Genomic DNA, 12,395 nt, shown 5'->3' with positions numbered 1-12,395 from the left:
CCCGCGTCAACGTCGCGCCGCCAACCGGTTGGCGGCGAACCAGGTAGTCGCGAAGTCGACAGCGGCTCGTGCCGGCAGCAGCCGGGCATCGGCCCGACCGACCCGACCACGCCGCACGACGGGCGTCTCGTCGAGCGCCGCCCCGACCGTCGGGAAGTCCCGGTCGTCCAGGTCGAGCCCCCGGAAGTGGAGGGGAACCCGCAGCCCGTCGACGAGCCGGAAGCAGTGGTAGTCACGCGTGGGCGGCTCGGGAAGCCGGTACTCGGCCAGGTGCAGTGCGGTGCACGCCTCGTAGCCGAGGCCGAGCAGCAGGATCTGCCCGTCCGCCGCGTACAGGCCGCCGACAGGTGAACGTTCCCCCAGGTGGCAGGCGAGGTCATGGTCGTCGGTGAGCTGCCGGGCCCGAGGGCCGAGCGCGGCGAACGAGGTCTGCGGGTGGTCACTGCGCACCGCACCGGGGGTGCACCTGACGTACTCGGCGAGCACACCCATGCGCTGGGAGGGGGTTGTCCGCCGGTCCCAGCCCGGTAGCGCCGCCTCGTACCGCCCGCGCTGCGCCTGGTCCATGCCGGCGATGGCCGCCAGGTGGGCCCGCGAGGTGGTCGAGTTGCCGTCGTTGTGGGTGGGCACCAGCAGCGTGCCGGCCGGGCCGAGCACGTAACGCAGCGCGCCGGCGAGGGTCGCCGGGCCGCGCTCCAGCCGGCCCACCCGGCGCAGGCCGCAGTGCACCAGCAGGCACACCCCCGGGCGTACGCCCAACGCCCGCAGGTCGTCGGCGAGGCGGGGGAAGGTCCAGCCTGGGCGGTGTGTACTCATCGGGACCCGACACGGGTCTCCTCCAGGGTGTGACGCAACTGGCCCACGAACCGCTCACCCGCCGGGGTGAGCGACCGGCTGGCCAACAGCGCGTCGACGCCGTCCCGGGTCCACCCGAGGAAGTGGGCAGCGTGAGCGGACGCGTCCCCCTGGTCATGCGCCGCCCGGGACTGCCAGACCTGGGTGACGGCGAGGTGCGCGTACACCCCCTGGAGCACGCCCTCCGGCGGCCGCGGGTCGGGGCGCCACGGCACCCGGATCCGACCGTCCTGCCCCGGCTCGACCAGGTCGTAAAGGTCGAGGACCGCACCCAGCTTCGCGTGCTGCCACTCGTGCACGAGCAGCACCGCCATCGTCTCCGGGTCGGCGTGCGGGGCGACGGCGACCGCGCCGAACGCGTGCCGGGCGGTAGCGCTCCGCAGGGGTCGCGCCGGGTCGGGCGCCAACGGGACGACGGCACGCAGACCGCCGTCGAGCGCCGCCGCGTGCGCCGGCACGTCGCGGTGCACGACCTGCCAGGCGGCCGCCAGGGTACGGCCCAACGCCCGCGCCACCGGCACCTCCAGCCGGGACTCCACCGGCTGGCCGTAGCAGTCGCGGTACGGGTCGCCGTCCTCCAGCAGCAGCCGGCCACCGGGCACCGGCACGTCGCGGGTCGGAAACCAGCCGGTCGACGGCGACGCCAGCGGATCGAGGAGGACCGTCCGCGCGACCGACCCACCCCGGACCTGGACCTCGCCGGGCCGAACGGTCACCTCGGCGCTCCGCCCCAGGCCGGGCAGCACCAGGCTGCCGAGTGTGGGCAACGTGATCGTGTCGGCCCGCACCGGGACGGGCAGCACGGTCGGGACACCGGCCCGCAGGGCCGCCGCGACGGCCAGGGCCGGCAGTGGGTCGACCGCCGGGCCGGGCGGGGCCGACGGGTCGAGGCGGTGCACGAGCCAGGGCCGGACGAAGGGGTGCGCCAGGACCGCCCGGACCGCCTCCGGCGCCACCCGGTCGAGGTGGACGAGCAGCTCCCAGGCGGCGGGGGTGGCGGACCGGTCCCGGGCGGCCACCAGCAGCGCCCGGGTGATGGAGAGCTGGGTGGCGGCGAGCACCGCGAGCGTCGACGCCGACCCGTGCCCGGTCGCCAGGTCGTCAAGCACCACGTCGACGGGCGAGGTGGCGGACCACTCGCCCGACGCGGGCGGGGCGGGCGGCGGGTAGGCGTCCACCGTGTCGATGAGGCGGAGCAGGTCGGGGCAGTAAACCGAGGGGTTGTCGAAGCCGGAACCGGTGCGCCAGCGGTGGGCGTACAGGCCACCGCCGCACCTGTCGACCACCGGGCAGGACCGGCAGGTCGCACAGAGGCCGTCCACGCCGTCCTGCCGGACGGCGACACCGGGGTGCTCGGCGACCTCGTCCACCGGGTGGTCGAACACGTCGAACCCGGTGCCGGCCGCGCCGTGGTACGCGGTCTTCAGCGAGTCGACCTGCTCCCAACTGCCGTCCGCCTCGACGACGAGCACGTCGGCCGGCGCGAGACCGAACGCCTCGGTGCCGCCGCCACCCGGGCGCAACGCCTCGAACATCCGGATCGACATCGACCGCCCGTCGTCCACCCACCGCCGGTGGATCCGCCCCAGCCAGTCCGCGTACGGGGTGGGGTCGGGGCCGGGGCGCCGCGGGGGGTCGTCCCAGGTGGCGTGGGGCAGCAGCAGGTCGACCCGGGGCGGGCTCTCGGCCAGCAGTGCCTCGTACACCCGGTCGGGGTCGTTGCGGACGTCGATGGTGCAGAGGATGCCGGCGTAGCTGGCGCGGTGTTCCGGCCGCCGAAGCAGGGCCAGTGCCCGCCGGACGTGGTCGTGGCTGCTGCCGCCGTGGGCGAAGACCCGGTGGCGGTCGTTGGCGGCGCGGTCGCCGTCGAAGGACACCCCGACCCGTACGTCGTACTCGACGAGGAGCCGGCACAGCTCCTCGTCGAGCAGCACGCCGTTGGTCTGCATGCGCAGGTCGAGCCGCGTCCACTCGGTGATCGTCGTGCGCAGCTCGGCCAGCACCTCCCGCAACCCGGCGGCGCCCAGGAGCAGCGGCTCACCGCCGTGCAGCACCACGTGCACGACCGGCAACCCGTGGTCGCGGGCGTGCTCGCCGATCCGCAGCGCGGCCGCCCGGACCGTGGCCGGCGGCATCCTCGCCGGCCGGCCACGCCAGGTCTGGTCGGCGTGCTGGTAGACGTAGCAGTGGTCGCAGCTGAGGTCACACCGGCTGTGCACCTTCAGCACGAACTGACTGATCGGCCGGCAGGACCCGTCCACGTTGGGTGGACCGCACCGGCAGGCCATCGATCAGATGGACGAGTTGAAGGCGGCGACGGGCACGGTGCCCGACGGCACCGAGCCGTTGGTGACGACCCGCCTGCGCACCGCCTCGGCGTGCTCGACGGGGATCCGGTCCAGCGGAACGTGCAGGCTACGGGTGAGATTGTCTAGGTCGGGACGGGATGAGCGGGCGGGGGCATGGTCCACAATGAGTCTCCGGGGGCCCGGGGCGCTGGGAGCGCGAGCGGCGGCTGTGGCTCGAACGGCTCTGGTCCGTGACCAGGATAGACAAATATCGACCCAGTGTCACCGTCGGTACCATTGCCGGCACGGCGAGTGGAGACCGCGGTGGACCGAGGAGGAGCTGACATGTGCCGGAGCATCAAGACGCTGCGTGAACCGTTCACCCCGCAGGTGACCGACGCGGACGTCGAGGCGGCGGCGTTGCAGTACGTCCGGAAGATCTCTGGCTTCCGGGCGCCCGCCGCGCACAACGCCGCCGCGTTCGACGCCGCGGTGGCCGCCGTGGCCGAGGCGACGCGCACCCTGCTCGACCAACTGGTGGTACGGGGAGCCGGTTCGGGCACCACCGACCGGTCGGCCACCGCCGCCACCTGACCACCGCCCACTCACCGGGCTCGTGCACCCGGCCGGGCCTGACCCCTGGTGAGGGTCAGGCCGCGGCGAGCACCGGGGCGACAGTGTCCGGCGCCCAGCGTGAGCGATGGCACTGTGACCAGCCCCGACAGCCCGGGTCACCGAGCGAGCAGAGCCGCAGCCTGCTGAGCACCTCGCCGTCCTCGGTGTCCCGCACGTCGAAGTGCACCGGACGGACAGTGCCGTCCGGGGCGACGAGCAGGTGCCGGCCCGCGTCGAGCGTGTCGTCGCGCAACAGGCAGTTGCGGCCCAGCAATCGGGCCAGTGCGGCGATGCTCGCGTGCTCGGACAGCTGCTCGGGCACGCCGTAGCAGTCCACCACCGTCGCGAACTCGCCGGGCGCCTGCCAGACGTCACACACCACCGCGTACGCCGGCAGCCGCGCCGGGTCGGCCACCGCCAGCGGCATCACCACCCGGCCAAGCGCCTCGGCCAGCGCCGGGTAGACCTCCACGGGTTGAGCCCCGTCGATTCTCCAGTTCCACAGCTCGGTCATTCCGCCTCCTCGCTGCGTTCGTCCCCACCGGCCTCCGAATCGGGCCTTACACACGATGGTGGGGGGCATTTGACCCCAGCCGGGGGCAAGTTACCGGTCTGTGACCATTCCGGGCAAAATTTCCCTGAGCGGCATTGCTCGGAGTAGCGGGAAGGTGACAGTTTATCGGGTATGGTGCGCCATCCGCACCACCGCCACCGCGTGTCCTCCCGCTCGTCGACCGCCCCCGGTCAGCGCAGAACGACCAGGTGCTCCCCACGGGGCAGCAGCTCGCCCACCACCGGGGCTCCGGGCACCTCGCCGGCCACCAGCAGACCACCGGAGGTCTGCGCGTCGGCCAGCAGCAACCGCTCCGCCTCGTCCGCCGCACCGAAGTCGGTCCACTGGGTCACCCACTCCAGATTGCGCCGACTGCCGCCGCTGACGAACCCGTCGCGCAGCGCCTCGCGCGCACCCGCCAGGTACGGCACCCGGGCGGTGTCGATGGCAACAGTGACCTGACTGGCCCGGGCCAGTTTCGAGGCGTGCCCGAGCAGCCCGAACCCGGTCACGTCGGTGCCGCACCGGATGCCGGCGGCCACCGCCGCGCGGGCGGCCTCGCGGTTGAGCGCGCTCATCGTGGCCACCGCCTCCGGGAAGCTCTCACCGGTCGCCTTGTGCCTGGTGTTCAGCACGCCCACGCCGAGCGGCTTGGTGAGCGACAACGGCACCCCGGCCCGCCCGGCGTCGAGGGTGATCAGTTCCTCCGGTCGGACCGTGCCGGTGACCGCGAGACCGTACTTCGGGCCGTCGTCGTCCACGCTGTGCCCGCCGGCCAGGTGACAGCCGGCCTCCCGCGCCACGTCCTGACCACCGCGCAGCACCTCCCGGGCCAACTCGAGCGGGAGCACGTCGCGCGGCCAGCAGAGCAGGTTGAGCGCCACCAGCGGGATGCCGCCCATCGCGTACACGTCGGAGAGCGCGTTGGCCGCGGCGATCCGACCCCAGTCGTACGCGTCGTCGACCACCGGCGTGAAGAAGTCGGCGGTGCTGACCAGGCCGGTCCGCTCGTCGAGGCGCACCACCGCCGCGTCGTCGCCATGATCCAGCCCGACGAGCAACTCCGCGGTGCCGGTCGCCGGGCCGAGACCGGCCACCATGACTTCCAGCTCACCTGGGGGAATCTTGCAGGCGCAGCCACCGCCGCGGGCGTACCTGGTCAACCGTACGGGTTCGGTCATCCCCCCATGATCTCGACAAGGCACCACGATCGCCACCGCGACCATCCATCCGGTGACCGAAATCGGACGCCCGAGAACGATCGTGACCGGTGTTACCGCTCCGTGACCCGCTGGGTTGCGTTCTGCCACATCAGGCCGCCTACAGTGGCCGCACCGGGGGTCAACCGACCCCGATCCGGGAGACGACAGGGGACGGTGGACGACGTGACGACGGGCGAACCGCTCATCGTGCTGGACGCGGTCAACAAGTGGTTCGGGCCGCTGCACGTGCTGGACGACGTCTCGCTGTCGGTGGGTCGGGGCGAGGTGGTCGTGGTGATCGGCCCGTCCGGCTCCGGCAAGTCGACGCTGTGCCGCACCATCAACCGACTGGAGCCCATCAACTCGGGCACCATCACCTTCGACGGCCAGCCCCTGCCGGCCGAGGGCAAGCCCCTCGCGAAGCTGCGCAGCGAGGTCGGCATGGTCTTCCAGTCGTTCAACCTCTTCGCGCACAAGACCATTCTGGAGAACGTCACCCTCGGCCCGATCAAGGTCCGCAAGGAGAAGCCGACCGCTGCCCGCGAGCGCGGCCTGGCCCTGCTGGACCGGGTCGGCATCGCCAACCAGGCGGACAAGTTCCCGGCCCAGCTCTCCGGCGGCCAGCAGCAGCGCGTCGCGATCGCCCGGGCGCTGGCCATGCAGCCCAAGGCGATGCTCTTCGACGAGCCGACGAGCGCCCTGGACCCGGAGATGGTCGGCGAGGTGCTCGACGTGATGACCTCACTGGCCAGCGACGGCATGACGATGGTCGTGGTGACCCACGAGATGGGCTTCGCCCGGCACGCGGCGAACCGGGTCATCTTCATGGCCGACGGGCAACTGGTCGAGGATGCCCCACCCGCGGAGTTCTTCGCGAACCCGCGCAGCGAGCGGGCCCGCGACTTCCTCTCCAAGATCCTCACGCACTAGGCGTCCGTAGTGGAGCGTGCCGCACCTCGGTGGGCTCCGTCGAAGAAGGAGAAAAGTATGCGTATCAAGCGCGTTGCGGCAGTCGCCGCGGTCGCCGCTCTGGCGCTCGGCCTCACCGCCTGCGGTGGCGACGACGACGGGGACACCGGCGCTGGCAGCAAGTCCTTCACCGCCGGCACCACCATGGAAAAGCTGAACAAGGCCCAGAAGATCAAGGTCGGCACCAAGTTCGACCAGCCCGGCTTCGGCCAGAAAGGCCTCTCCGGCAAGCCGGAGGGCTTCGACGTCGAGATCGCCAAGATCATCGTCAAGGAACTCGGCATCCCCGAGGACAAGATCGAGTTCGTCGAGACGCCGTCGAAGGTCCGTGAGGACGTCATCGTCAACGGCACCGTCGACCTGGTCGCCGCGACCTACACGATCAACGACAAGCGCAAGGAGCGGATCGCCTTCGCGGGCCCGTACTACGAGGCCGGCCAGAACATCCTGGTCAAGAAGGACGACACGACCATCACCGGGCCGGACTCGTTCAAGGACGGCACCAAGAAGGTCTGCTCCGTCACCGGCTCCACCCCGGCCGAGACGATCAAGCAGTACGTCAAGGACGTCGGCACCCAGCTGGTGCTCTTCGACACCTACGACAAGTGCCGCGACGCCCTCAAGGGTGGCCAGGTCAACGCCGTCACCACCGACAACGTGATCCTGCTCGGCTACATCGCCAAGGACGAGGCGTCGTTCAAGCTGGCCGGCAGCAACTTCACCAAGGAGCCGTACGGCATCGGGGTGAAGAAGGAGGACGCGGACTTCCGCAGCTTCATCAACGACACGCTGGACAAGGCGGTCGCCGACGGCAGCTGGAAGAAGGCCTGGGACGCCACCGCCGGCAAGTTCGGCGCGGAACTGGGCTCGGCGCCCACCATCAACCGCTACTGATCTGATCCTCGATCTGGAGGGTGGGGAGGAACACCGACCCGTGAACGTGCTCATCGACAAGTTCGACGTCTTTGCGGGTGGTTTCTGGCTCACCCTCCAGATCTGCATCCTCGCCGCGATCGGTGCCCTCGTCCTGGGGTCCATCGTTGCGGTGCTGCGCATCTCACCGGTGCCGCCGCTCCGCGCGCTCGGCACCGGCTACGTGAACGTCTTCCGCAACATGCCGCTGACAGTGGTGATGTTCTTCGCCGCGTTCGGCCTGCCGGCGCTCGGCTCCAACGCGGACTTCCTCCGCATCCCGGTGCTCGACTCGCTGTTCACCCGACTCGGCACCGATCTGCCGTACTTCCGGTTCGCGCTCATCGCCCTGGTGCTCTACACGGCGGCGTTCGTCTGCGAGGCGCTGCGGTCCGGGGTCAACGCGGTGCCCGCCGGCCAGGCGGAGGCGGCGCGGTCACTGGGCCTGACCTTCGGGCAGAACCTGCGCCACGTGGTGCTGCCGCAGTCCTGGCAGGCCTCGATCGTCCCGCTCGGCTCGGTCATCATCGCAATGATCAAGAATTCGGCGCTGGCCGGCTTCTTCGGGGTCGTCGGTGACCTGTCGGCCACCGCCGACCAGCTCACCGGAGCCGAGGGGTACGCCTTCATCCCGGTCGCCATCGGCATCTCGATCGGCTACCTGATCATGACGGTGCCGCTGGGCGCCCTGCTGGACCGGATCGAGAAGCGACAGGCGGTGGCCCGATGAGTCAGCAGACGAGCGTCCTCTACGACGTCCCCGGGCCGCGGCAGCGGCGGATCACCCTGATCAGCAGCATCGTCGCCGGCGTCGTCCTGCTCGTCGGGGCCTACTTCCTGATCTACCGGCCCCTGGACGAGAAGGGCCAGCTCTCGATGGAGCTGTGGGGCCCGCTGATCGACCCCTCCAACGAGAACTTCTCCCAGGTGTGGGAGCGGATCGGCCTCGGCTTCAAGAACACCCTGATCGCGGCTGCGCTGGCCATCGTCTCCTCACTGGTGCTGGGCACCCTGCTCGCCATCCTGCGGATCCAGCTCAAGAGCCTGACCCGGCTCCGGTTCACCGGGATGGCAACACCGGTGGCCTACCTGCTGCGCGGCCTGAGCACGCTGCTGTCGGCGATCACCAGGGTCTGCGTCGAGGTGTTCCGCGGCCTGCCCGTGGTGATCACCATCTTCTTCGTGGCCCGCGGCTTCCCGGAGTTCGGCCTCTACTTCGACAACCTCTGGTACCTGGTCATCGGCCTCACCATCTACAACTCGGTGGTGATCGGCGAGATCCTGCGCTCCGGCATGGAAGGGTTGCCGGGCGGCCAGGCCGAGGCCGCCGCCGCCATCGGGCTCTCCCCGGCCCAGACCACCTGGATGATCCTGCTGCCGCAGTCCTTCCGGATCATGCTGCCGGCACTGATCAGCCAACTGGTGGTGGTGCTCAAGGACACCTCGCTGGGATTCATCATCAGCTACGAGGAGACCCTGAACATCGGCAAGCAGATCATCGGCGTGCTGGGCAACCCGATCCAGGTCTACGTCGTGATCGCCGTGCTCTTCATCCTGGTGAACTACTCGCTCTCGAAGCTCGCCCAGTACGTCCAACGACGGCTCGCCCGGGGCCGCAAGACCGCCAACACGCCGGCACAGAACCCACCGCCGGCAGCCCTGATCTCCCAGGCCGAGGGCGGCGGCGCGGCCTCCTGAGCCACGCCACACCGACCAGACAGACCGAAGGCCGCCCCGAGTAGTTCGGGGCGGCCTTCGATCATCTCCACCGTCCGCGTGGCGAGGGCCGCCGGTCCGACTCAGCGGGCGATCTCGGTGACCCGGGACTCGCGGACCACAGTGACCCGGATCTGACCCGGGTAGGTCAGCTCCTCCTCGATCTGCTTGGCCACGTCGCGGGCCAGCACCGCCGCTCCGATGTCGTCGACGTCGTCCGGCTTGACCATCACCCGGATCTCCCGGCCGGCCTGCATGGCGAAGACCTTGTCCACGCCGAGCTTGCCCGCCGCGATCTCCTCGATCCGCTCCAGCCGCTTGACGTACGCCTCAAGGCTCTCCCTGCGCGCGCCCGGCCGACCACCGGAACAGGCGTCGGAAGCCTGGGTGAGCACTGCCTCGATGGTCTGCGGGGGCACCTCGTTGTGGTGCGCCTCGATCGCGTGCACCACGTCCTCGTGCTCGCCGTACTTGCGGGCCAGGTCCGCACCGATGATGGCGTGGCTGCCCTCCACCTCGTGGGTGAGCGCCTTGCCGATGTCGTGCAGGAACGCCGAGCGCTTGATGATCGGCACGTCCAACCGCAGCTCGGCGGCCATGATGCCGGCGATGTGCGCGGTCTCGACCAGGTGCTTGAGCACGTTCTGCCCGTACGAGGTGCGGTAGCGCAGCCGGCCGAGCAGGGTCACCAGCTCCGGGTGGATCTCGGTGATGCCGACCTCGACGAGGGCGTCCTCGGCGGCGCGGAGGCAGAGCTGCTCGACCTCCTGCCGGGCCAGGTCGTACACCTCCTCGATCCGGTGCGGGTGGATGCGCCCGTCCAGGACCAGCTTCTCCAGTGTCACCCGGCCCACCTCGCGCCGGACCGGGTCGAAGCAGGAGAGCAGCACCGCCTCGGGGGTGTCGTCGATGATCAGGTTGACGCCGGTCACCGACTCGAAGGCGCGGATGTTGCGCCCCTCCCGGCCGATGATCCGCCCCTTCATCTCGTCACCGGGCAGGTGCAGGACGCTGACCACGCTCTCCGCGGTCTGCTCGCTGGCGACCCGCTGGATCGCGTCCACCACGATGTGTCGGGCACGCTGGTCGGCCGTGTTGCGCGCGTCGGACTCGATGTCCCGCACGAGCAGCGCCGCTTCCCGCTTGGCAGACGTCTCGATGGCGTCGACAAGTTCCAGTCGGGCGGAGTCGGCGGTGAGCCCGGCGACCCGCTCCAGCTCCCGGCGGCGCAGCTCCTCCGACTCGGTCAGCTCGGCCTCCCGCTCGGCGAGGGCGGCCTCCCGGGTGGCGAGAGCAGCCTTCGCGGCGGTGAGCTGCCGCTCCCGCTCGGCGAACCGCTCCACCTCCTCGGTGTGCATCCGCTCCCGCTCGTCCATCCTCGCGGCCCGACGTTCCACCTCGGCGGCCTGCTCCCGGGTGGTGGCGGCGAGCACCGCGACCTCCCGCTCGCCGCTGCGCCGGGCTGCCGTCCGCAACTGTTCGGCGTCCGCCTCGGCCTGCTTGTGGGCGCGCTCCAGCACGGTGTCCGCCTCGGCGCGGGCGTCGTCGAGGACCCGCCGCGCCTCGGCGCGGGCCGCCTTCGCCTCGGCGTTCGCCGCCGCCGCCTCGGTACGGGCCGCCGCAGCCGCCGACTTCGCGACGTCGATGGTGCTGTTCGCCTGGTCGGCCGCGGTCCGCAGGGCGGCCAGGGACTGCTCCTGGCGGTCCTTCTCGGCGATGAAGGCGGGATCCTCCGGAGCCGGTCCGGTGCCCATCCGGCGCATTGTCCGGATGCCGACCAGCACGGCCCCGATCACCACCACCGCGAGGACGAGGACGGCCGCGAGGAGCACGACGTCGAACGCGTTCATGCCGGGACCCCGTCGGGTCTACCGATGAACCTGTGCCGCCGCCCCGCCATGGCCGCCTCCCCTAACGTCGAGACCGCAGCGACCGTGCCGGGGGCACACTCCTGCGGCTGTGGACGCCCGACCGGAGCGGCTGGCCGTGGGTAGCTTTCTCCGCCGGCGGTGCCCGTGGGCAACGTCGGCGACCGGGTGCAGTTGTCGCAGCGTTCCGGACCGGCCTGTCCGGAACTGCCGCCAAAGGCCGCGGAGTCGGCCAAAGTGATGCTGTTCTGTTACGCGATCTATGTTGTGCGCTTAGCCTGCGCTGGTCGGGCAATGTGAGCCTGTATGGCGAGGCTAGGTCGCCGGGGGTGCTCTGGTCAAGGACTCATGATCAAACCCCCCGAACGGAGAGAAGTTGTGGCGTCACTCAAAGCTGATGTCGTGTCGGACACGGCAGGACAAACGCGGCGAGCCGACGGCCCTGATACGGATGTCGTGCCTGTTCAGAGACGGCGACACCCCGCCCAGGAGCCGACTTTGTGACACCAGCGACCCTCGTCGGGCTTGTCACGTCAAGATCGCGCACGCTTTTGAGAGTCACACCGTCGCGCGAGGCTGAGAACGGCGGAAGATCGCGCCGATCTTGAAGTTTCGGTTGTCGACATGGGTGGGACGCCCCTCATGCCTGGGCAGGAAGTGCAAGATCGCGGAGTAGGGGCCGTTCAGGGACACACCCACCGCCGCAGCGCTCACTCGACCGGGCGGCTGTCGCGCTCCATCTCGCCCTCGGCGTCGGCGAGGGCGTCGGCGTCGATCTGCTCGGCGAACTCGGCTGCCTCGGCGCTCTGCGCGGCCAGCGCGTCCTTCACCGCCCGGATGGCCACACCGGGCGGGTAGCCCTTGCGGGCCAGCATGCCCACCAGCCGGCGGAAGACCGCGTCCGGCTCGCCTCGGGCCGTACGGAGTTTGCGCTCCACCAGGCCACGGGCGGTGTCCGCCTCGGTCTCCTCGTCCAGCTCGTCCAGCGCCTCGGTCGCCACCTCGCCGTCGACGCCCTTGCGGCGCAGCTCGTTGGCGAGGGCCCGGCGAGCCAGACCGCGCCCCGCGTGCCGGCTGGACACCCAGGCCCTGGCGAACGCGGCGTCGTCGATGATGCCGACCTCGTCGTACCGGTCCAGGACCTCGGCCGAGACCTCCTCGGAGATGCCCCGCTTGGCCAACGCCCCGGCCAGCTCGGCCCGGGTGCGGGGCCGTACGGCGAGCTGGCGCAGGCAGATCTCGCGGGCCACCTCGGACTCGTCGCGCGGAGGCGCCGGAGACTCGACGGTGTCGGCCTCCTCGGACCCACTCCGGCGGCCTCGCCGAGGGCGCGGCGGATCGGTGGCATCGCCCGTACGGGGCGGACTGGCATCCCAGCCCCGCCCCGTACGGGCGCGTCGTCCTGCCATGGGTCAGC

General features: G+C 71.0%; 12 protein-coding genes. 5 read left to right on the top strand and 7 right to left on the bottom strand.

Annotated elements, in window-relative coordinates; all coding sequences use genetic code 11:
* Nucleotides 1-6: 6 nt before the first annotated feature.
* From ABZ406_RS24720 to ABZ406_RS24710, 3 genes are read right to left on the bottom strand one after another with little or no spacing between them, the layout of a single operon-like run.
* Nucleotides 7-816, bottom strand: a complete 810-nt coding sequence (locus ABZ406_RS24720; RefSeq protein ID WP_357766017.1) for an AAC(3) family N-acetyltransferase — start codon at nucleotides 814-816, stop codon at nucleotides 7-9.
* Complete coding sequence (locus ABZ406_RS24715; protein ID WP_357766015.1) at nucleotides 813-3,116, bottom strand: FxsB family cyclophane-forming radical SAM/SPASM peptide maturase; 2,304 nt, start codon at nucleotides 3,114-3,116, stop codon at nucleotides 813-815. The genes ABZ406_RS24720 and ABZ406_RS24715 overlap by 4 nt, the downstream gene beginning before the upstream one ends.
* A 30-nt stretch (nucleotides 3,117-3,146) precedes the next feature.
* Nucleotides 3,147-3,326, bottom strand: coding sequence for a hypothetical protein (locus ABZ406_RS24710; RefSeq protein ID WP_357766013.1), 180 nt, complete (start codon nucleotides 3,324-3,326; stop codon nucleotides 3,147-3,149).
* Between the two features lie 162 nt (nucleotides 3,327-3,488).
* Between ABZ406_RS24710 and ABZ406_RS24705 the strand changes: the two genes are divergently transcribed.
* Nucleotides 3,489-3,737 carry a DUF2277 family protein gene (locus ABZ406_RS24705; RefSeq protein ID WP_357766010.1) on the top strand — a complete coding sequence of 83 codons (249 nt, stop codon included), beginning with the start codon at nucleotides 3,489-3,491 and terminating at the stop codon, nucleotides 3,735-3,737.
* Between the two features lie 55 nt (nucleotides 3,738-3,792).
* Here ABZ406_RS24705 and ABZ406_RS24700 read toward each other — a convergent pair whose 3' ends face one another.
* Both ABZ406_RS24700 and selD read right to left on the bottom strand, forming a co-directional pair.
* On the bottom strand, nucleotides 3,793-4,272 hold the full coding sequence (locus ABZ406_RS24700) for a hypothetical protein (protein WP_355009925.1): 480 nt from the start codon (nucleotides 4,270-4,272) through the stop codon (nucleotides 3,793-3,795).
* Between the two features lie 230 nt (nucleotides 4,273-4,502).
* Nucleotides 4,503-5,492 (bottom strand): selenide, water dikinase SelD, encoded by a 990-nt coding sequence (gene selD, locus ABZ406_RS24695; RefSeq protein ID WP_357766006.1) that lies wholly within the window; start codon nucleotides 5,490-5,492, stop codon nucleotides 4,503-4,505.
* A gap of 195 nt (nucleotides 5,493-5,687) precedes the next feature.
* Here selD and ABZ406_RS24690 point away from each other — a divergent pair, with 195 nt between their 5' ends.
* From ABZ406_RS24690 to ABZ406_RS24675, 4 genes are read left to right on the top strand one after another with little or no spacing between them, the layout of a single operon-like run.
* Complete coding sequence (locus tag ABZ406_RS24690) at nucleotides 5,688-6,443, top strand: amino acid ABC transporter ATP-binding protein (protein ID WP_357766003.1); 756 nt, start codon at nucleotides 5,688-5,690, stop codon at nucleotides 6,441-6,443.
* A gap of 57 nt (nucleotides 6,444-6,500) precedes the next feature.
* A complete protein-coding gene (locus tag ABZ406_RS24685; RefSeq protein ID WP_357766000.1) occupies nucleotides 6,501-7,376 on the top strand; it encodes a glutamate ABC transporter substrate-binding protein in 876 nt (291 codons plus the stop codon).
* A 40-nt stretch (nucleotides 7,377-7,416) separates the two neighbouring features.
* A complete protein-coding gene (locus ABZ406_RS24680; RefSeq protein ID WP_357765997.1) occupies nucleotides 7,417-8,124 on the top strand; it encodes an amino acid ABC transporter permease in 708 nt (235 codons plus the stop codon).
* Nucleotides 8,121-9,092 carry an amino acid ABC transporter permease gene (locus ABZ406_RS24675; RefSeq protein ID WP_357765994.1) on the top strand — a complete coding sequence of 324 codons (972 nt, stop codon included), beginning with the start codon at nucleotides 8,121-8,123 and terminating at the stop codon, nucleotides 9,090-9,092. Before ABZ406_RS24680 ends, ABZ406_RS24675 begins: the two co-directional genes overlap by 4 nt.
* A 101-nt stretch (nucleotides 9,093-9,193) precedes the next feature.
* Here ABZ406_RS24675 and rny read toward each other — a convergent pair whose 3' ends face one another.
* Both rny and ABZ406_RS24665 read right to left on the bottom strand, forming a co-directional pair.
* Complete coding sequence (gene rny / locus ABZ406_RS24670; protein ID WP_357765992.1) at nucleotides 9,194-10,960, bottom strand: ribonuclease Y; 1,767 nt, start codon at nucleotides 10,958-10,960, stop codon at nucleotides 9,194-9,196.
* Between the two features lie 728 nt (nucleotides 10,961-11,688).
* Nucleotides 11,689-12,387, bottom strand: coding sequence for a regulatory protein RecX (locus tag ABZ406_RS24665; protein WP_357765989.1), 699 nt, complete (start codon nucleotides 12,385-12,387; stop codon nucleotides 11,689-11,691).
* Nucleotides 12,388-12,395: the final 8 nt, after the last annotated feature.

This window comes from Micromonospora sp. NPDC005710, assembly GCF_040630995.1.
Taxonomy (GTDB): domain Bacteria; phylum Actinomycetota; class Actinomycetes; order Mycobacteriales; family Micromonosporaceae; genus Micromonospora.
The sequence above is the reverse complement of the archived record's forward strand: the minus strand, read 5'-3'. Positions and strand labels throughout refer to the sequence as shown.

Coding starts and splice junctions, on each gene's coding strand:
- ABZ406_RS24720 (WP_357766017.1), bottom strand. CDS start 816: ATGAGTACACACCGCCCAGGCTGGACCTTCCCCCGCCTCGCCGACGAC.
- ABZ406_RS24705 (WP_357766010.1), top strand. CDS start 3,489: ATGTGCCGGAGCATCAAGACGCTGCGTGAACCGTTCACCCCGCAGGTG.
- ABZ406_RS24700 (WP_355009925.1), bottom strand. CDS start 4,272: ATGACCGAGCTGTGGAACTGGAGAATCGACGGGGCTCAACCCGTGGAG.
- selD (WP_357766006.1), bottom strand. CDS start 5,492: ATGACCGAACCCGTACGGTTGACCAGGTACGCCCGCGGCGGTGGCTGC.
- ABZ406_RS24685 (WP_357766000.1), top strand. CDS start 6,501: ATGCGTATCAAGCGCGTTGCGGCAGTCGCCGCGGTCGCCGCTCTGGCG.
- ABZ406_RS24675 (WP_357765994.1), top strand. CDS start 8,121: ATGAGTCAGCAGACGAGCGTCCTCTACGACGTCCCCGGGCCGCGGCAG.
- rny (WP_357765992.1), bottom strand. CDS start 10,960: ATGAACGCGTTCGACGTCGTGCTCCTCGCGGCCGTCCTCGTCCTCGCG.
- ABZ406_RS24665 (WP_357765989.1), bottom strand. CDS start 12,387: ATGGCAGGACGACGCGCCCGTACGGGGCGGGGCTGGGATGCCAGTCCG.